Here is a 19,280-nt window from a genome sequence, read left to right on the forward strand (position 1 = left end):
GCATTCAGAACGCACTCAGCACGGTTTCACGAGGGTTTCAGCACCCTGGAACCCCTTGAAACCCCTGGAATCCCAGGACCGCCCGGAACCGTGGCATCGACCCGGGCCAGGACCCGGTCCGCCACGTGGCCGACCGTCTCCGGATCGTGGACCAGCCACTCGGGCCGCAGCGGACGCAACGCGTCGACCGGCGTGGTCTTCCCGCTGCCGAACGCCCCGTTGATCCAGACGATCAACGCGATCCCGCCTGCCCGGCGTCCTGCGCCCTGAGCACCTCGGCGTCATGACGGCGCAGCCGGACGCTGACCGCTCCGGCGGTCAGCAGCGCGCTGCCTGTGGCCGAGAGCGGCACGGATACCACCAGGGCCGCCAGCGGCTCGGGCCAGTCCCGGTCGGAGGCGCACTGCAGCGCGTTCGCGTGGGCGCCGTCGGAATCGTCGAAGTAGACGTCCCTGCGCTCGGAGTTGAACGGAGCGGGGCAGTCCACCGCGTTGTAGGTGGAGTCGAACGGCGTGAACACCTGCCAGGCGGCATAGATCCAGAACAGGGAGGCGAAGAGCAGCAGCGCGATTCCCCACCCCTGAAGCCGGCCCGCCCGGACCTGGAAGTTCTGTTCGATCACCAACGGATGCACGTGCGTCTCCTCGTGTCGGGCCTGAGTCACCCGGAGACTGTACGGATCACCGTGCGTGCCCGCCGCCGGGCACGGGCGGCCGACGGCCGGACACCGGAGACGCGACGCGTCCTGGCCCACCCGGCCGCTCAGGGGCGGGGCCGGGTGGCGGTGTCGAGGTAGAACGCGTCGATGCTCTGGACGGCCTGCTCGAACTCCTCCAGATTGACGGGCTTGGTCACGTACGCGTTGGCGTGACTGCTGTACGCGCCCGTGACGTCGTCGGGGGCGGTGGACGTGGTGAGGACGACCACGGGGATCGTCTGCAGGTCGTCGTCGCTCTTGAGGACCTTGAGCAGATCGCGGCCGTTCATCCGGGGCATGTTCAGGTCGAGGACGATGAGGTCGGGCCGCGGGGTGCCCGGCGCCCGCAGATGCTCCAACGCGGCGACTCCGTCCGTGACCTGGACCAGGTTGCGGGCCCCGCGCTCGGAGAGTGCCTCCTCGATGAGCATCGCGTCGGCAATGTCGTCCTCGACGAGCAGGACGTCGAAAGGGCGGGCGGGGGTGGTCATCGTCGGATGCTCCGTGGGTTTCTCGGTGGAGTGGTGGTAGAGCCCCGGCCAGCGGCGCCGGGCACCTTGCCGGGTCATGCCGAGGGCGGCGCCGATCTGCGGGTAGCCGGCACCCGCGCGAGCGGCGGTCACGGCCGCTTCCTGCTGCAGCCGTTCGGCGGCCTGCTTGAGGTGATCCAGCACGTGGAGCAGGGCCAAGGACTGTGCAGGGCCGTCGGACACCGGCTGCGGCGAGTCGTCGAGCAGCCGGCGGGCAAGACGCCGAGCGGCATCGCCGACGGCCGCGTCGGCGATCGCGGCCGTCTCCCGCGGCGTGATCCGCGACACGAAGTCCTTGCCAGGCATACGCGGCACTTTAGGTCCCTGGGCAGCCCCGCGACAACAAGGGTTGTCGCCCTTTAAAGTGTGCTGCCCGAACTTTCAAGGTGATCATCACGACGAGGAGCCCACAGGATGACCGGCGATGAGAGGCAATCGCGTACGCGAGGGCTTGCCGCGTGGACGACCAGGCGGTGGCTTCGCGTCGGGGTGGCCGTGTCCCTGGTCGTCCTGATCCTGCTCGGGACGGCGGGCGGCTGGGTCCTGCGGCGCACCGGGTCGATCAGCGACGACCTCGTGGACGTGCGGTCTCCCGCCCTGACCGTCGCGATCCGGCTGGAATCGGCCGTGCTCAACCAGGAGACCGGGATCCGCGGCTACGGGCTCACCGGTACGCCGGAGTTCATCACGCCCTACCGGGAAGGGCTCACCGAGCAGGCGGCGTACCGCGCGCAACTCACCGACCTGCTGCGGGACGACCCGGCACGCCTGAAGGACCTGAGGACCGTGCAGGCCGCGGTGACGAGGTGGCAGGAGAGGATCGCCCGGCCCGTCGCCGCCGAACCGGCCGGCTCGCCCTCACGGCTGGCCACCGAACGGGCCGCGGAGGGCAAGGCCGCCTTCGACGACGTACGCGCCGCCCTGCGCGGCCAGCAGGAACGGCTGCGCGCGGACCGGGTGGGCGCGCGGGACGACCTCGCCACCGTGACGACGGTGCGCAACTGGGTGTTCAGTGCCATCGCGCTGCTCATCGTCATCCTCACGGCGCTGATCTTCGAAGGGCTGCGCCGCGGTATCACCAGGCCGTTGGAGCGGCTCGGCGCGGACGCCCGCGCCGTCTCCGGCGGGGACTTCGGCCACCCCATCACCCCGACAGGACCGGCCGACCTGCGGCGCCTCAGCGGCGAGATCGACTTCATGCGCCGGCGTCTCGTACGGGAACTCGCCGTCAGCGAGGAGACGCGGCTGCGCCTTGACGCGCAGACCGCGGACCTCCAGCGCTCCAACGCCGAGCTGGAGCAGTTCGCGTACGTGGCCTCCCACGATCTGCAGGAGCCGCTGCGCAAGGTATCCAGCTTCACCCAGCTCCTGCAACGCCGTTACGGAGGGCAACTCGACAGCCGGGCCGACCAGTACATCGGGTTCGCGGTCGACGGGGCGAACCGCATGCAGACCCTCATCAACGACCTGCTCGACTTCTCCCGGGTCGGGCGGATGCACAACGCCCACCAGAGCGTCGACCTGGAGACGGTGCTGGAGAGGACCTTGTCCGCGCTGAGCGTCGGCATCGAGGAGGCCGGTGCGGCCATCACCCACGATCCGCTGCCGACCCTGGTCGCCGACCCGACCCAACTGGGCATGCTCTGGCAGAATTTGATCGGCAACGCCGTCAAGTTCCGCCGCAGAGGCGAGCCGCCGAAGATCCACATCACGGCCGCCAGGGAGGACGAACTGTGGCGGTTCACGGTCACCGACAACGGCATCGGCATCGCCCCGGAGTACGCCGACAAGATATTCGTGATCTTCCAGCGGCTGCACACCAAGGACGCCTACTCCGGGAGCGGCATCGGCCTCGCGATGTGCAAGAAGATCGTCGAGTTCCACGGCGGGACCATCTCCGTCGACCCGGAGTACCGCGAGGGCGCGCGCATCACCTTCACCCTCGCACCGCGACCGCCCGAGAGCCCGGGTACGTCCACCACGCCCGAGGCCACCCGTTTCGACGCGGAGGCGGCCCGATGAGCGCACCCACGACGGCCGCTCCCGATGCGGCCCCCGAAGAGCCGGTGTACCGCGTCCTGCTGATCGAGGACGACCTCGGTGACGCCCTGCTCGTGGAGGAACTCCTCCACGACACCGGGCTGCGGTTCACGCTGACCACCCGGACCACGCTGGCCGAGGCCCGCGTCGAACTGGCGGGCGGCCCGATCGACTGCATCCTTCTGGACCTGCACCTGCCCGACGTGTCGGGCATCGACGCGGTCAGATCCGTCAGGGGATTCGCGCCGCACACCGCGGTGATCGTCCTCACCGGGCTCTCCGAGGACCGGGCGGGCACCGACGCCATGGCCGCGGGAGCCCAGGACTACCTCGTCAAGGGCAAGGTCGAGGCGGACCTCCTGCAACGGACACTGCGGTACGCCGTCTACCGGAGCCAGACCGAGCGCGCGAGCGCCGAGGCCCAGGCCATCCGGCTGCGCGCGGAGGAGAACGCGCGTCTGGAACGCGGCCTGCTGCCCCAGCCGATCCTCGACACCTCCACCGTGAGAGTGACCTCCCGCTATCTGCCCGGAGCCGAAATGGCCCTGCTCGGCGGTGACTTCCTCGACGTCGTGGAAGGTGACGACGGGCTGCTGCACGCCGTGGTGGGCGACGTCAGCGGTCACGGCCCCGACGCCGCCGCGCTCGGCGTCTGCCTGCGGATAGCGTGGCGCTCCCTCGTACTCGGCGGACACCGCGGGGACGACCTGCTGCACCTGATGGAGCGCATCCTGGTCGCCGAACGCGGCAGCCAGCACCTGTTCGCCACCTGCACCCTCCTCACCCTCGACCAGGAAGCCGCCACGGCCACCCTGCACCTCGCGGGCCACCACGAGCCCCTCCTCACCGCGGCAGGGGAGACCTGGGAACTGACCGTCGCGCACGGCATCGCACTGGGGATCGTCCCCGGGGTGCGCAGCTGGCCCTCCACGGTCGTCCCCCTCCCGGCCGCCGGAGCCCTGACCCTCTACACCGACGGCCTCACCGAAGGACACAACGGGACGAAGAGCGAGCGGCTCGGCGTCGAGGGGCTGCTCGCGCTGATCGAGAACCTGCCGTCGGCGGACCCGGCCGCCCACGTCGACCTCCTCATCAAGGAGACCCACGCGCTCAACGCGGGACGGCACTCCGACGACCTGGCCGTGCTCCGCCTCGACTGGGGCAGCCGGGCCACCCGTCCCTGAGGCCCCGCTCGGGCAGGGAGGTCCCTGTCAGGGAGACCCTTGTTCGGCGAGGCGGCCCTTGTCCGGTGGGCTGATTCACCCGGGCGGGTTGTTTCGCGCGCCTGTCGGGCCGGTCGGCGCATGAGCGGCGGCCGGCGGGGGATGAACCGACCGCGCACGTCCCCCCGTTCCTCACCGCCAAGGAGCCGGCCTGTGTCCGACATCGTCTTCACGGCCGACTTCGGGTCGCACGATCAGTGGGTGGCCGGCCGCTCGTGGGCCTATCCCGAGGGCGGTCCGGTCAACCCGTCCGACGACAAACTCGACCACCTGGTGTCCGATCCCGCCTACTCCCGCACCGGCACCTTCCGCGCCACCCGCCGGCCGGACGGCCGGTGGAACGCGGGCCTGCTCACCACCGAGGGGAGCGAGGACGGCTTCCTCGTACGGGCGGGCGACGTACTGGAGACCAGGGTGCGCCTGCCCACCGAGCTGGGGGCCTGGCCCGCCATCTGGACCTGGCGGGACGGCGACCAGGAGATCGACGTGTTCGAGTACCACCCGGACAACCCGGACCTGCTGGAACTGTCCAACCATGTGCGCGGCGGACATCTGTATCACCGTGACGAGGGCATCCGGCCCGGCGGACACGTCGACCTGCGGGTGGAGTTCGGCGCCCGCTCCGTGGTCTGGTGGGTGAACGGCGAGCGGACCTTCGCCGACAGACGCGGCGTCCGCAAGGACTGGTGCGCCTACCTCATCGTCAACCTCTCGGTGTGCGCCGGGCGTTACCACCCGTCCCCCGAGCGGGGGGTCGAGGAGATGTCGTACGAGGTGGAGCACCTGGTCGTCCGCCGGCCGGGTCCGGTTCCGCGGCCGGGGGCGTGAGGGAGCGGGAGTGCGAGGGGCGGCACACCGGCCGCCGCCCCTCGCACGGGATCACAGAAGCACGTGGAATCCCACGCGGGGTCAGGTGCGGTCAGGGTGCCCAGGGTGCCTCGACGGCCCAGGTGGTGTCCGCGGTGAAGGAGGCGGGGTTGTCCCACGCGTGGGCCCCGCCCGGGGTGGCGAGCCACAACTCTGCGTTGTAGTGCCGCAGATACTGCTCGGGGAAGTTCGACGCCGACAGCCGTACGCCGCCGTCCGCGCCGCGCACGGCGCAGAAGGTCGCGTCGGCCTTGAACACGTCCCCGCTGCCCGACTCCTTGTAGACGCGGAAGGCGCGGTGGCGCAGGTACTCACCGGGGTAGTTGCGTGACTCGAAGGAGTAGCAGGCGCTGTTGGACAGGCCCGGCACGATCTTCCAGGTGGCGTCGCTCTTGAGCAGGGCGGCGCTGTTCGCGTCCACCACGTCGGTGTAGGCGGCCCCGTCCCGGTGCCGCAGATAGCGGTCGGTGTAGCCGGAGGTGGTCACCCGCAGGGACTTGTACTGGTTCGTGGGCAGGACGACGGGGGCGGCCGGAGCCCGGGAGGCGTCGATGAGCGCGCGGTTGGCGGCCTGGACCCGGGCCGCGTCCACCTTGACGATCTGCCGGTCGTAGGTGAGGAGGCCGTTCGCCTCGTTCTCCACATCGGTGATCTCGGTGTAGACGGAGGCGGAGAGCCCGGCGGGCATCCGCACCTCGCGCAGCGCGTCGAGCAGCCCGACCAGGCGGTTGTCGAGATGGGCCCGGTCCGCCTGGTCCTCGTAGCTGAAGCCGCCGCCCGGAAACCACTCGTGCCCGGAGACCTTGAACCCCAGACCGCCGTACTCGCCGAGGACGGCGGCGCGGGTGGCGCTGGGCACGGTGGTGCCGGGTCCCACATAGACGTGATGGTCCAGCACGTCGCCGTTGCCGCCGTCGACCGCCCCGCAGCAGTTGATGCCACTCATGTTGTCGACCAGCCGCGAGGGGTCGTACGCCTTCACGTGATCGGCGATACGGGCCTGGTCGTACTGTCCCCAGCCCTCGTTCTGGTTGACCCACATCACCACGGACGGTGAGCTGCGGTGCTGGTCGATGATGCGGTCGTACTCGGCCTCCCACTGCGTCCGGGCGGCGCTGTCCGGGGTACGGGTGTCCATCGCGGGCATGTCCTGCCAGACCAGCAGCCCCAGCTTGTCCGCCCAGTAGAACCAGCGCTGCGGCTCGACCTTGATGTGCTTGCGCACCATGTTGAAGCCGAGGTCCTTGTGTTTCTGCAGGTCGTACTTGAGGGCGTCGTCGGTCGGCGCGGTGTAGATGCCGTCCGGCCAGTAGCCCTGGTCGAGGGTGCCGGTCTGGAAGACGAACTTGCCGTTGAGGACGGGACGCAGGACGCCGTCGACCCGTGAGACCCCCACGGAGCGCATACCGGTGTAACTGCCCACGGAGTCGACCGTGGCCGAACCGGAGAGCAGGTCCGCTCTCACGTCGTACAGGAACGGGTCCTCGGGCGTCCACAGGTGCGGGTTCGGTATCGGCACCGTGATCGTGCCGCCGACCGCGCCGGTCGCTGTGCCCACTGCGGTCGAGCCGGAGGACACGGTCACCCTGGCGCTCTGCCCGGAGACGCCGTCACCCCTGACGGTGACCTTCAGGGTGTTGTTCGTGAGGTCGGGCACCAGGTCGAGCCGGGTGATGTGCGCCGGGGCCGTCGGCTCCAGCCACACCGTCTGCCAGATGCCGGAGGCCGCGGTGTAGAAGATGCCGCCGCCGGGATGCGGGGCCACGTCGTTGATGCGCTGCTTGCCGACCGCCTGGCCGCCCGTCTGGCTGGGGTCCCAGACGGACACGACGACCGTGTTGGTGCCGCCGTTGAGCAGAGCGGTGATGTCGTACGAGAAGGAGTCGTAGCCCCCGCTGTGCGTGCCGCCGGCCTGGGTGCCGTTGACCCAGACCGTCGTACGCCAGTCGCTGGCACCGAAGTTGAGCTGGACGCTGCGGCCGTTCCAGCCGGCCGGGACCGTGAAGGTGCGCTTGTACCAGAGCTTGTCGTTCTGGGTGATCTTGCGCTGGATCCCGGAGAGCGCGGACTCGGCGACGAAGGGCACCCGGATCTGGTCGGGGAACGACGAGGGCTGGCCCGCGTCGGCCGTGGTGACCGCGAAGTCCCAGATGCCGTTGAGATTGGCCCAGTCGGAGCGGGTGAGCTGGGGGCGCGGATACTCCGGCAGCGGCTGGTCGACCGGGACCTGGTTCGTCCACGGGGTGGTCATGGGGGAGGGCTTGGGCGTCCACGCGGCCGGTGCGGCCTGGACGGAGCCCGTGGCGGTCAGGGCGGCCGTGCACACCAGCGCGAGGGTGGCGAACACGGTGGTGATCCGCCTCGCCCGCTGTCTCAGCCATGCTGCCCAGGGGCGCGGGACCGTGATGCTGCGCATCGTGACTCCTTGGGGTGTTGTCGTGGGGCAAGGACGTGCGCGTACGGAGAGGGGGCCGAGATTTCCGGCGGCTCGTCGTCTCGGTGTGTACAACGTTGGAAAGAGCGGTAGTTGGCATGACAGCACGACGCCGATGGTCTGTACAGGTGCATGACAACGCAAATTGCGGGGACTGGACGTCCGCTGCGGGAACTCACGAGCCAGGGAGATCCGCCGAGGCCCGGCCCATGCCTGCCCGGGTCGGTCCAGGTCGGTCCAGGTCAGTCCAGGTCAGTCCAGATCGGGCAGGCGCAGGAGGTTCTCCAGGGTGGCGCGGTCGCCCTCGCCGCGCAGGCCGGTCAAGGGGAGGCGGCTGTGCAGGGTGAGCAGGAGGTCGCTCGCCGGTCCGTACAGAGCGGCGGACGTCTCGCGGGGGCCGTCGACGACGCGCGAGCCCGACGCCGTCAGGTCGACCAGCCATGATCGGCCCTCGTCGGTGTGCAGTCCGACCACGACCGGCTCGTGCGGCCAGGGACCGGCGGTGCCGTGGCTGACGTCGAGGAACTCGGCGATGCCGTCGAGCGCGACAGCCGTGGGAACGGGCCGAGGGGCCGCGGCGGCCAGTTGGGCGTCGAAGGCGTGGACGGCGGCCTCCTGGACCTGATGGCGCGCCACGGCCTCGCTCGTCGCCGGGACACCGGCGTCGGCCCACCAGGTCCAGCACCCCGCCGCGGGGCCCGCGGCACGCAGAGCGGCGATCAGTTCCTGGGTGGCCGCGGCCGAACGGCCCAGGAGGTCGACCGACAGGGCTCCACCGGCCGGCTCCGGGGCCGGCGCCTGCGGCGGGGGCTTCTCGCCGGGTCCTGCCGCGACCGCCGCCGCCCAGAACCGCTGGACCTGGGCAAGGTGTTCGACGAGGTCTCGGAGCGTCCAGTCGGGACAACCGGGGACGCGGGCCTCCAGACCGGGGGAGCCCGTGACACCGACGGATTCCGCGACGCTGTCGCGCAGGGCGGCGGAGCGGTCCTGGATCAGGTCGAGCAGGTCGTCGAAGGCAGGCGTCTGGGGCATCCCGGATTCTTACCGCTCGGGGGCCACGCGTAGGAGGGCGTCTCCCGAATCGGCCGTACCCGCCGCGTCAAGCGGTGCCGACCGCGCTCAACTCCGCTTCGAGCAACGTCGGCCGTGCTTAACTGAACTAACTGGTAAGTTTTATCCATGAAGAGGAACACCACCTCCCGCGCCCGTCTCCTCGCTGCCGCCGAGGGCGTCTTCTACGCGCGGGGCATCGCGACCACGTCTGTCGACGTCGTCGCGCGGACGGCCCACGTGGCCAAGCCGACCCTGTACGCGCACTTCCCGTCCAAGTCGGCGCTCGCCGCGGCTGCCTTGGAGAGCCGCCACACGCGGCGCACCGAAGAACTGCGGGCACGTCTGGCGCACGCGGAGCCGGGAGAGCCACGTCTGCGGGCCGTCTTCTCCTGGCTCGCCTCGTGCTACCGGCACGACAACGACCGGGGGTGCGCGTTCCTCAACGCGGCCGCCGAATCCCCGGCCGACGAACTGGTCACCGCCGCTGTACGAGACGAGAAGCTATGGCTGCTGAGCACGTTGGTCCAGTTGTCCGAGGACGCCGGACTCGTGGGTCCGGCCGGCCTCGCCTCACAGCTGATGCTGCTGATCGACGGGGTCGCGGGCCGCGTCCTCGTGCATGGCCCGGACGCGGCAGCCGAGGCGACCGCGGCGGCGTCCCACGCGGCAGGCGTCCTGATCGAGGCGGCCCGCCGCCACCCGTAGCCGCTCTCACGGACCGCCCCCTCCAGCGCTCCGTGCGCCTGACGGCGGGCCTGGCTCTCTTCGGACTCTGCCTCGCACTGCTGGTGAAGGCCGACCTGGGCGCCGACCCCTGGACCGTCCTGACCCAAGGGCTCGCCGCGGTCACCGGACTCACCCTGGGCCAGGTCGTCATCGCCGTCTCCCTGGTGCTGCTGGCCTCATGGATTCCCCTGCGCCAGCGTCCCGGTCCGGGCACCGTCGCCAACGCGCTCCTCGTCGGCCCGTTCCTCGACCTCTGCCTCACCTGGCTCCCGGCCCCGCATCACCTGGCGGGACGGGTGGCCTTTCTCGGCGCCGCAGTCATCGGCGTCGCCGTCGCCACCGGCCTGTACGTGGGCGCCGGATGGGGAGCGGGCCCCCGGGACGGGCTGATGACCGGGCTCGCCGAGCGGGGCGTACCCGTGGTCGTCGCCCGCGCAGGCATCGAACTGACCGTGCTGGGGGCGGGATGGCTGCTCGGTGGACGTGTCGGCGTCGCCACGGTCGTGTTCGCCCTCGGTATCGGCCCCCTCGTCGGCTACGCCCTTCGGAGACTGCGTCTGCCGCCTTCCGGGCCCCCTTCCGCGGCACCGCCCGTCCCTCCCACCACTCCTCCTGCAGGCGTCGCGGATCCCCACGGCTGACGGATCGCCGGTCGTCAGCGGGCCTGATCGCTGTCATCCGTTGCGTGTCCATGGCCGTGGCGCATGCCGGGCACCGGGGCCGGCGACTGGTGCGGCCGGTCCGGTGCGGTGGCGTCCTGCGCCACGACGACGACTTCGTCGTGCGTGTTCCACACACGCCGTTCTGCCTTGGCGGGATTGAGGCGCAGTCGATGACAGGGGCCGGTGCCGGTGCTTGTGCCGGTGTCTGCGCCCGCGTCCGGTGCCGGGTCCGCGTGGCGGTAGCCGATGGCGTATTCGCCGTGCTGGAGGGCCGCCGCGACGACGGTCGCGAACGAGGCATCCCGCCCGGTCGCGACGTAACGGCCGGCCGGGCGCAGGTGGACCGAGGCACCGTGGGCCGCGAACAACTCCTCGAACACGGCCGCCAAGTGAGGGCTGTGCGAGATCTGAGCCATCAGCAGGCTGGTCAGCTCGCCCCGGACGACGACATCGGAGGCAGGCCCCAGGGGCGCGAGGGCGCGGTTGCGGTGGTCGCCGAGCTCCGCGATCACCGGCAGGACGCGACCGGCCCGACGTTCCGTCTCCCGCAGGAGCAGCAGAGTGACCAGGACCCTGTCGTCGGGATGCCCCGGTCCGGCCACCGTGTCCGCGCCCAGCACGATCACCGTGTCGTACCCGAAGAGATCCAGGTCGCCAAGGCTCTCCGGGTGCAGCAGGTCGCCGGCCCGGTGGGTGACGGCCAACCGCGTCGCGGCCCGTGCGGAGCAGGCGTGGTCCTGCGAAGGCGCCGACTGCGTCTCGTCGACGACGACGTCGAGCACCGATCCCGGGGCGACGCTGTGGCGCAGCGCCTCCACGAGCAGCGGCGCGCGACGGTTCCAGCCGAGGAGCAGTACCCGTACCGGACGGGGGTCCTCGGACTGCGGGGAGGCCATCGCGGTCGGGTCGACGTGAGCACGGCAGTCGGCCGGCGGGTCCGGCCGGTCGTCGTGTGCGATCACGATGAGCCGGTCTCCGGGTCCGACGACGGTCCCGGGCGGCGGGCCGAGCTGCGGTCGTCCGTCGGAGCGCAGCAGTCCCACCACACTGGACCGCTCGAAACACAGCGGCACATCCCCGAAGCGACGGCCCACGGAGCCCTGGTGCGCGTCCGGCGGCACGTCCACGAAGTGGAACTCCACCCCTGCGAAATCCAGCAGGTCACGCAGCACGGCACACACACCGGTGCGCCGTGCCGACTGCACCAGCAGCCGCGCCGTCGTCGAGTCCGTCTCCACGATCGTGCCGCGGCTGCCTGCCGCGAGCCGCGCGGCCGGCAGATGTCGGCCGTCGCGCACGGCCGCGACGACCGGTGGTCCCGCGTCCTGACCGAGCACCGCCCGCAGGCCCAGCAGGACCCGTACGACCTGACTGTCCGCGTCCGGTGCCTCCGAGGGCAGCACCAGCACCGAACTCGCAGCCCGGGGGTTGACCAGTGCCAGTGTGCCGACGGCTGTCAACGACCCGCTGCGGCAGACGAGTCGGGCACCGGAACCGCGCCCCAGCGAGGCGGTGAGCGCCTCCTCCATCTCGGTGACGTCCCGGTCGGCCAGTACGGCGATCACGCACCGGCGTCCCGACCGGGCCGCGACCAGTTCGCCCACCACCGTGAACACCTGCTCCGACCAGCCGAGGACGACCACGTGCTGCTGTTCGAGCACCATCGAGCGGCCTCGCCTCAGCTCGGCCAGCCGGTCACCCAGCCCGGTCGTGATCACCCCCACCAGGGTCGACACGCACAGCAGGGTGACCAGCCCCAGCAGCAGCGACAGCACCATGCGGACGGGCGCTCCGCTCAGCGCGCCGAGTCGCAGGGTCTCCGCGCTGGTCTGCCACACCGCCACCAATCGGCCCGGCAGCGAGCGCGGGGAGTCGGGATCGGTCCACACCACCAGCGCGCTGACGGGCACCACGACCGCCAGACAGGACAGCACCAGCCAGCCCACCAGCATTCTGGTGCTGCGGGCCAGCGTGGTGTCGAACCGATAGCGTGCCCGGTCCCGCAACGAGGTCGGCCGCTGCCGCTCCACTGAGCCCCCACTTCCCCCACCCGTCCGGCACGGTGCCGCCGGCTCTGTGCGAGAGAGCGTGCTGGCCGGACGCCGAGGACACGCCGTGACGCGGCGCCATTCATCCTTTCGAGACGCACCCCCGTCCGTGCCCGAGTGTCAGTGCCTGCCTCTACGGTGTGAGCAGTGGGACCCGCCGGAAAGACCGCGGGCCCGTCCCGGGAGGGGTCTGTCATGTCTACCGAGTCCGCGTCGACGACGTATCTGGAGCTGTCGCAGGAGGACGGCGCCGCGCACAAGTTCTACGAAGTGGCCGTCGACGGCACGCTGGTGACAGTGCGGTACGGGCGGATAGGCGCCGCCGGGCAGACCCAGACCACCACGTTCCCCACAGCGGACAAGGCCCGGTCCGCCGCCGCGAAGAAGGTGGGGGAGAAGGTCCGCAAGGGGTACGCTCCGGCGGTCGCGGGGCAGCGCGCGCCGCGCTCGGTGACCCGGCGTCAGGTGGAGTCGGCCCCCTCCACCGCACGTGCCGTGGCGCCCGTGCTGTGGCGGTTCCGCACCGGCTCGTCGGCGTTCGGCATCCATGTCGACGACGACCGCTGCTGGGTCGGCAACCAGTCGGGCGATGTCTTCACCCTGGACCACGACGGCGGTGTCCTGGCCCGCTTCAGCCTGCCGGACGGTGTCAAGTGCCTGGTCGCCGACGACTTCTGGATCTACGCGGGATGCGACGACGGCCGGGTCTACGACCTGTCCTCGAAGCTGCCGTTCGCGGCGTACGACGTCGCGGCGGACGTCGACATCTTCTGGCTGGACATCCACGAGGGCGTCCTGAACGTCTCGGACCGTGAAGGCCGGCTCACCGTCATCGACCACGAGGACGAGCACCAGTGGGCCCGGCGCAGCCAGGGCGAGCACGCCTGGATGGTCCGTGCCGACGACCGTGCGGTCTACCACGGCCACCAGCGGGGGGTGACCGCCTACGCGCCCGACGGGAGCGGCGAGCTGTGGCACACGCCGACCCGCGGGGGTGTCCTGTTCGGCTGGCAGGAGGACGACGCCGTGTACGCGGGAACCGCCCACCGCGCGGTCCAGCGGCTGTCCAAGGCGACCGGCCGGGTCGAGGCGACCTACGCCTGCGACGGCGCGGTCTACTCGTGTGCCACCTCGCCCGGCGGCCGGTTCGTCTTCGCCGGTGACGCGGCCTCGTCGGTCTACTGCTTCGACCGGGACGGCACCCGGCTGTGGAAGCTCGGCACGGGCGGCGGCTCCGCGCTGTCGATGCAGTACCACGACGGGCGGCTGTACCTGGTGACCACGGACGGCTCCCTGGTGTGCGTGGACGCGAGCGAGGCGGCCATCACGGCGGCGCAGCAGGGCACGGTGCCGGTGGCGCGGGACGTCAAGCTCGCCGAGGCCCTGCCGACCTATGAACCCGCGACGGCCGCGGCCGCGATGGCGACCGTCTCCCAGGCCCCGGCCGGAGCGATCGTCGTGGAGTGCGTCCAGACGACCGGCCGCATGCGCGTCCACGTGGTGTCGGAGGGCTACGAGCCGTCGTGGAACGTCCAGTTCCCGCGCACCATACGAGAGCCCGGAGCACGCTACGTCGTCGACGCCCTGCACGCGGCGGCCGGAGGCTTCTACCGGGTCCGCGGTGACATCCGCCGCCTGATCTGACCGGCCTGACGAGTTCACCCGCGAGCGCCCCGCGGCACGGCGATCCAGGCGAGGGAAGCGGCGCACCGGCGTCGTCCGGTCGGCGGCACGCGGCCCGCCCGTGGCACAGGGCCGGGCGCGGTACAGGGCCAGGCGCGGTACGGCCGGGCGCCGTTCACAGCCGGTGAGCGGCCCGGTCAGGCCCGGCCTCGACGGGGCGTGGAGCCCCGGCACCTGGAATCGGCCGGTGCCCGCCGGGACTTCAGCGGCGGGGCGACACGAACGCTCCCACCCGCACCGCTCTCTCGCAGCGCCGCTCAAGACGCGGGGACAGCCGCAGGCGCAGCTCGCCGCAGTCCCGGTGGGCCCGGCCGTCCATGGCCACCAGCAGCGCGAGGGAGGCCAGGCTCACCGAGGTCACCGCGGTGAGGTCCACATGGATCACTCGGCCGCGATGCTGGGCCACCAGGTCGGCGAGACACCGCTCCAAGGCCACATTGGTGGTCGTGTCGAGGACACCGGCCAACCGCACTCCCGGCGGGCGGGAGGTCCGGCAGGTCTTCAGGCCGGGCTGTACAGAGGGAGACAAGGACACCGCGCACCGCTCCGGGGTCTGGGGAGCTGGATGACTGGGACTGCTGCCATCATCCTCCTTGCCCGCCGAGGCACGGAAGCCTCGGACCGCCGGAGCCCGTCCCCCACTTGCGGCACGGACGGCGGCGGTTCTCACACCGGCGTGCGACCCAGCGCCTCGTCCAGCGTGCGCAGGACCCGAAAAGGCCCGGCGAACCGCAGAACCCGCAGGGTCAGGGCGTGCGGGCAGACCACCCGCAGGCATCCGCCACGGGCCTGGACGCGGTCGCGGGTGCCGCACAGCAGCCGCAGGCCCGAGGAGCCGAAGAACGTGGTGGGGCTGAGGTCGATCACGAGAGAGTCTCCGGGGAGGGCTTCCGCCACCTGCAGACGGACACCGATCTCCTCGACGACGGCCAGATCGATCTCTCCGTTCAGTTCGACGACCGTATGTCCGTGCGTCCGGTACATACGCACGTGCGCGGAGAAGGCACGCGGAGGATCGTGCAGCACGGCGGCATCACCTCGGTGAGTAGCTGCCCCTGGCAGAGGCAGGCGCGCAGTTCACAGTCAAGGAAACAACCGGCCCAACCAAGGTCTGGGGCAACGCCGTTGCTGTGAACCTATGCACGGAGGCAGCCGCAAGAACGATTCCCTGCATGCCAAGTCGCTCGATGAGGTGAACACCTCGCCTATGGCTTGCCAGTTCGGTCATCGGTCGTACGGATTCAGCGGCCGTCGACGGACATGGCCGTCTCGTCAAAAGCAGCCCGGCCGGGCTGCTGCGTCTCGTATGCGCCCCTGTCCCCAGAGGCGGCCCGTGGGCCGGACCTCCAGTCGGAGGTCCGGCCGGTGTGCTCTCCTCCCCGGCGGCGGTGTCCTGGCCGACCCCGGTCAGCTCACGGAGAAGCGGGTCAGGCGGCTACCGGTCCTGCCCTTCGTGTCGGTGACCAGAGCGACGTACCGCGCGGTGACGTCCGTGCCGAGCCGGCGGGTTCTGCCGTGCCCGGTCAGGTTCCCGGCCGGCCGGTAGGTCAGGCCGTCGTCGCTGAACTCCGCCCGCAGACCGGGGACCCGGCCCCCCGTCCACCCGGTGCGCAGGTCCCGTACCCGGAGCCGGGCGCCGAGGTCGACGACCAGGCGGCCGTCGGGTCCGGGCGTCCAGGCCGTCCCCGGGTCACCGTCGACGGCGGCCGCCGGGTCGGACATGCCCGGCGGGAGGGGGTCGGTCGGGAAGACCGTGCGTCCCAGCGCGAGGTCGGCCAGCGGGTAGGCGGTGGCGCCGCGCAGGGTGACGGTCGTGGTGTGCCCGGCGCGGACGACGGCGACCGTGCTCACGTCCTGGCCCGTCACCCGGACCCGGCAGGAGACGCCGGTGAGCCGGACGGTGGCGGCGTCGACGACCTCCGCCCGCAGGCCCTCGGGGAGCCGGCCGCCGGCGAGCGGACGCAACGTCAGCCGTGGCGGGAGCAACAGCGCCGAAGCCGCCTCGATCCGGGCCTCGTACGCGCTTCCGCTCCCGGTCACGCTCTGCTGCCCTTCGAACAGCACCAGCCGTGACCTGGACTGCGGAACGTCCACGCGGGTGGTGACCGACTGCTCGGAGAGGTTGAACAGACTGAGGTGGTCCTCGGTGAGTGCCGCGCGGACCGAGCCGTCGGCGGCCTCGGGCACGGCACGCCCGGCCAGGGCACGCAGGACGGCCACCGAGGCGCCCGGGAACCCCTCCACCAGCAGCGGCGCGGCCGGACCGTCCGCCAGCACCACGGTGTCGCCGTACACGGCGAGTCGCTGCTTCGAGCCGCGCACGACGAGACCGGCGCGGCCGTCGACGTCGAGCCAGCCGCCCTCGCTGACCGCGTCGGGGACGGGCCAGGACACCAGATCGGTCCACTGCCGGCCGTCGGCCGAACCCTGCACGGTGTACGCGCGCCCGGCGGCCGCCTCCCAGCGCAGGGTGACCCGGTCCACGCTGCGGGCCGTGCCGAGGTCGACGGCGAGCCAGCTGTCCGCACGGGGGCGGTCCGCCTTCGACACCGCCCACCTGCTCGACGCGTTCCCGTCCACCGCGAGCGCCGGTTCCTTGCCGGGGTCGAAGGACGACGCGGTGGCCGTCCCGCCGCGGGCGAGATCCGTGCCGTCGGCGCCGTCACGCGCCTCGAAGGCGTACAGCGAGTAGCCGTAGGCCGGGTCGGGGCGGACACCGAGCATGCGCAGGTGCCGGACCTCGGTGCGCGGGAAGGTGACGTCGTCCACGCGCGGTGCGGCCCCCGACGGGCCCGCGTCCTGGGCCGCGACGGTGGCACTGCCCTCGGCGAAGCGGTACGTGCGGGAGCCGGTCAGCCCCGCCAGGCCGGGCATCGTGAGGTTGTGCACCTCCAGATGGCCCTCACCGGCCGCGGTGCCGGTGGTCGCGTAGACGACGGCGCCCGAGGGGAGCGTGGTCAGGCCCGCGATCCCCGCGCCCGCGCGCAGCACCGTCGCGCTGCCGTCGAACCCGTCGCGCAGCGTGGTGTACGTACGGACGTCGCGGCTCTTGACCGCGGTCGAGGTGGCCGGGAGGAACATGGCCGTCGCCCCGCTGAGCCGGAACAGCCAGTCGTCGTGCGCCGGCTGCCAGGCGAACTTCACGAAGCCCGGCTTGGTGACGGCACCCGCCCAGGCGCCCGGCGACTGGTGCGACACCAGACCGACCTCCGCACCGAAATCGGTGACCCCGGAGGCCTGCCGGAACAGCTCGTCCTCGGACAGCGGGCGTACCGTGCGGCCCTGGCCCGCCGCCCACAGGTGGAGCAGATAGCTGATGGCCAGCTCGGCGCGGGCTTCCGGCTCGTACTTGGGCTCACCCGAGAACTTCGCCAGCCGGTACTCGGGCGGGTACTTCTGGTACGACTCCAGCCGCTGTGCCAGGGCCTGTTCGGCGCGTGCCGCGGCCCGGTCGCCGCCCACCTGGGCGAGGAAGGCGAGCGGGATGACGTCACGGCCGTAGAGGTGCTCGCGGTCGTTGACCATGGGCATGAGAGGCTCGCCCGCGTCGCTCATCACGCCGAGCAGCGTGCGCCACAGCGGATCGGCGTTCGGCTGCTCGGTCAGCACCTGTGGCAACGGACGGCCCGCGGTGATGAAGTGGGCGGCGTTGCGGCCCGACGTACGCCACAGCTCTTCCTGGTAGTGCGGACCGAAGGAGCCGTGGTTCTCGACGATGAAGGCGTCGTACAGGTTCCGGGCCTTGTTGTCGGAGACCGGGACTCCGTCGACGCGGGCCGGGTTCGCGAGGTCGGCCTGGGGCAGACCGGCCTCGTTCCGCGACCACGTGCCGTAGGCCGCCAGCCAGTCGGCGTGCCGTGGGTCGTCCGGGGCCCACGCCAGACCGGGGGCCAGGGACTGCGCGTAGACGCCCATCTCCTCCAGCTTGGTGTCCCCCTGATGACCGCCGGCCAGGCCGTTGGGCGTCCAGCTGCCGGAGTTCGGGTCGTTGCCCGTGCCCAGGTTCGTCGTGTAGGCCGCCTGCTCGCGCGCGATGGTGTCGACGTTCGCGCGGGTCGCCTCGTCGAGGTCGTCCCAGAGCAACCGGGCGGCGAGGACGAAGTACAGCTGGAACGTGGTGTCGAAGAACAGCGTCCGGCCCCACTGGGTGCCGCCGGTGAGCCGGTTGGAGGCGGCGAAGTGCCGGATGGTCGCCAGGGTCCGGGTCCGGAGCGTCCGCACGTCCACCCCGGCCCGGTCGCCGTCGTAGGAGCCGTGCGTGAGCAGGACGGCGTTGCCGAGCACCACGGCGAACCCGAAGTCCTTGTCCGTGTAGTAGCCGCGGGACTCGTCCCACTGCGTCTCCGACCACCGGGTGTGGTTCAGCAGGACGCGGTAGTAGGTCGCCGCCACGTCGTCCGCCGTGACGTCCGCCGCGTCGTGGGAGCCTCCCGCGGCGTGGGCGGTGCCGGTCCCCAGGGTGGCGGGGAGGGAGGCAAGGGCCGCCGACACACCGACGAGCTGGACGAAGCGACGTCTGTTCACCTGCAGGTCTCCGTGGAGCATGTACGCGCCTTTCCTACTGCCCTACTGCACAAAGACAACGTTGTCATTGTCGGCGCCAATTCTTTGTCCACCTTCGTCGGCGCGTCAAGGGGCTCGGTCCCACTGAGGTAAAAGGGGCAAAGACTCAGGTACCGCTGGTCCGTGTCGGGTGACGGGCGGACCTCACAGGATGACGGCCTCCGCGATCCGGAGGGCTGCCCGGTCGGGTGTGAGACGCGTGGTGTCGACGACCTCGGCCTCGGCGTGCAGCCACGTGCGGGCCGCCTCCGCGTAGGGCTCGAGGTGCGCGAGACGGAACGGGGAGGGGCCGAGAACGGTGTCCCCCTCGATGCGCCCGCGGAGGGTGTCCTGGTCGGCGTGGAGGACGAAGTGCCGTACCGGGATGCCGTGCCGGGCGAGTCCCGCGCTGATCTCGCGCCAGTACTGCTCGACCAGGACGGTCATGGGCATCACCAGGGTGCCGCCGGTGTAGTCGAGCACGCGGTGGGCGGTCTCGACCACGAGCGGTCGCCACGGCGGCCAGTGCTGGAAGTTGTCCGTCCCGGGGCCGGGCAGCACCGGTGTGATGTCCATGAGGGTCTCGCCGACCTTCTCGGCGTCGAACACCCGTGAATCCGGGATCAGTCGCTGCACGAGTGCGCTGGTCGTCGTCTTTCCCGCGCCGTGGGTTCCGTTGAGCCATACGATCATGGGCCCTCACGCTAGTGGGGGAGTCCGGTACGGCGCGGCCGCTGTGTCCAGATCGCGTCCCGAGTGAGCGCGGGCCGTCTCA

General features: G+C 71.5%; 16 protein-coding genes. 6 read left to right on the forward strand and 10 right to left on the reverse strand.

All coding sequences use genetic code 11. From position 1 onward, the window contains the following. Window positions 1–26: 26 nt before the first annotated feature. From ACLVWQ_RS07145 to ACLVWQ_RS07155, 3 genes are all read right to left on the reverse strand, one after another. Window positions 27–236 carry a hypothetical protein gene (locus ACLVWQ_RS07145; RefSeq protein ID WP_414107318.1) on the reverse strand — a complete coding sequence of 70 codons (210 nt, stop codon included), beginning with the start codon at window positions 234–236 and terminating at the stop codon, window positions 27–29. Beyond that, window positions 233–664: a hypothetical protein gene (locus ACLVWQ_RS07150; protein ID WP_414107319.1), complete on the reverse strand. Its 432-nt coding sequence runs from the start codon at window positions 662–664 to the stop codon at window positions 233–235. The genes ACLVWQ_RS07145 and ACLVWQ_RS07150 overlap by 4 nt, the downstream gene beginning before the upstream one ends. Before the next feature lie 98 nt (window positions 665–762). Continuing rightward, the gene (locus ACLVWQ_RS07155) at window positions 763–1,533 is read right to left on the reverse strand and encodes a response regulator (protein ID WP_414107320.1); all 771 of its coding nucleotides are present in this window, start codon (window positions 1,531–1,533) and stop codon (window positions 763–765) included. Between the two features lie 108 nt (window positions 1,534–1,641). Between ACLVWQ_RS07155 and ACLVWQ_RS07160 the strand changes: the two genes are divergently transcribed. The 3 genes from ACLVWQ_RS07160 to ACLVWQ_RS07170 all read left to right on the forward strand — a co-directional run bounded on the left by ACLVWQ_RS07160 (window position 1,642) and on the right by ACLVWQ_RS07170 (window position 5,318). Further along, window positions 1,642–3,249 carry a sensor histidine kinase gene (locus ACLVWQ_RS07160; protein ID WP_414107321.1) on the forward strand — a complete coding sequence of 536 codons (1,608 nt, stop codon included), beginning with the start codon at window positions 1,642–1,644 and terminating at the stop codon, window positions 3,247–3,249. After that, entirely contained in the window at window positions 3,246–4,451 is a 1,206-nt protein-coding gene (locus ACLVWQ_RS07165; RefSeq protein WP_414107322.1) for a PP2C family protein-serine/threonine phosphatase, read from the forward strand. The genes ACLVWQ_RS07160 and ACLVWQ_RS07165 overlap by 4 nt, the downstream gene beginning before the upstream one ends. A 141-nt stretch (window positions 4,452–4,592) precedes the next feature. Beyond that, on the forward strand, window positions 4,593–5,318 hold the full coding sequence (locus ACLVWQ_RS07170) for a beta-glucanase (RefSeq protein WP_414107323.1): 726 nt from the start codon (window positions 4,593–4,595) through the stop codon (window positions 5,316–5,318). Between the two features lie 91 nt (window positions 5,319–5,409). On the opposite strand, the gene ACLVWQ_RS07175 is transcribed toward ACLVWQ_RS07170, so the two are convergent. Together ACLVWQ_RS07175 and ACLVWQ_RS07180 are read right to left on the reverse strand one after the other, a co-directional pair. After that, entirely contained in the window at window positions 5,410–7,773 is a 2,364-nt protein-coding gene (locus ACLVWQ_RS07175) for an AbfB domain-containing protein (RefSeq protein WP_414107324.1), read from the reverse strand. Between the two features lie 270 nt (window positions 7,774–8,043). Next, window positions 8,044–8,823, reverse strand: a complete 780-nt coding sequence (locus tag ACLVWQ_RS07180; RefSeq protein ID WP_414107325.1) for a maleylpyruvate isomerase N-terminal domain-containing protein — start codon at window positions 8,821–8,823, stop codon at window positions 8,044–8,046. A gap of 147 nt (window positions 8,824–8,970) precedes the next feature. On the opposite strand from ACLVWQ_RS07180, the gene ACLVWQ_RS07185 reads away from it, so the two are divergent. Both ACLVWQ_RS07185 and ACLVWQ_RS07190 read left to right on the forward strand, forming a co-directional pair. Further along, the gene (locus ACLVWQ_RS07185) at window positions 8,971–9,549 is read left to right on the forward strand and encodes a TetR/AcrR family transcriptional regulator (RefSeq protein ID WP_414107326.1); all 579 of its coding nucleotides are present in this window, start codon (window positions 8,971–8,973) and stop codon (window positions 9,547–9,549) included. A gap of 32 nt (window positions 9,550–9,581) precedes the next feature. Continuing rightward, complete coding sequence (locus tag ACLVWQ_RS07190; RefSeq protein WP_414107327.1) at window positions 9,582–10,211, forward strand: YczE/YyaS/YitT family protein; 630 nt, start codon at window positions 9,582–9,584, stop codon at window positions 10,209–10,211. 14 nt (window positions 10,212–10,225) lie between these two features. Here ACLVWQ_RS07190 and ACLVWQ_RS07195 read toward each other — a convergent pair whose 3' ends face one another. Continuing rightward, window positions 10,226–12,262, reverse strand: a complete 2,037-nt coding sequence (locus ACLVWQ_RS07195) for a CASTOR/POLLUX-related putative ion channel (RefSeq protein WP_414107328.1) — start codon at window positions 12,260–12,262, stop codon at window positions 10,226–10,228. A 213-nt stretch (window positions 12,263–12,475) separates the two neighbouring features. Here ACLVWQ_RS07195 and ACLVWQ_RS07200 point away from each other — a divergent pair, with 213 nt between their 5' ends. Next, entirely contained in the window at window positions 12,476–13,924 is a 1,449-nt protein-coding gene (locus ACLVWQ_RS07200) for a WGR domain-containing protein (protein ID WP_414107329.1), read from the forward strand. A 241-nt stretch (window positions 13,925–14,165) separates the two neighbouring features. Here the strand turns inward: ACLVWQ_RS07200 and ACLVWQ_RS07205 are convergent, their stop codons facing one another. The 4 genes from ACLVWQ_RS07205 to ACLVWQ_RS07220 all read right to left on the reverse strand — a co-directional run bounded on the left by ACLVWQ_RS07205 (window position 14,166) and on the right by ACLVWQ_RS07220 (window position 19,198). Continuing rightward, complete coding sequence (locus ACLVWQ_RS07205) at window positions 14,166–14,492, reverse strand: STAS domain-containing protein (RefSeq protein WP_414107330.1); 327 nt, start codon at window positions 14,490–14,492, stop codon at window positions 14,166–14,168. Between the two features lie 137 nt (window positions 14,493–14,629). Further along, window positions 14,630–14,989: an STAS domain-containing protein gene (locus tag ACLVWQ_RS07210; RefSeq protein ID WP_414107331.1), complete on the reverse strand. Its 360-nt coding sequence runs from the start codon at window positions 14,987–14,989 to the stop codon at window positions 14,630–14,632. 381 nt (window positions 14,990–15,370) lie between these two features. Further along, window positions 15,371–18,508 carry a discoidin domain-containing protein gene (locus ACLVWQ_RS07215; RefSeq protein WP_414107332.1) on the reverse strand — a complete coding sequence of 1,046 codons (3,138 nt, stop codon included), beginning with the start codon at window positions 18,506–18,508 and terminating at the stop codon, window positions 15,371–15,373. A 162-nt stretch (window positions 18,509–18,670) separates the two neighbouring features. Beyond that, on the reverse strand, window positions 18,671–19,198 hold the full coding sequence (locus ACLVWQ_RS07220; protein WP_414107333.1) for an ATP-binding protein: 528 nt from the start codon (window positions 19,196–19,198) through the stop codon (window positions 18,671–18,673). Window positions 19,199–19,280 lie beyond the last annotated feature (82 nt).

It is taken from the genome of Streptomyces sp. CWNU-52B, assembly GCF_047444975.1.
GTDB lineage: Bacteria > Actinomycetota > Actinomycetes > Streptomycetales > Streptomycetaceae > Streptomyces.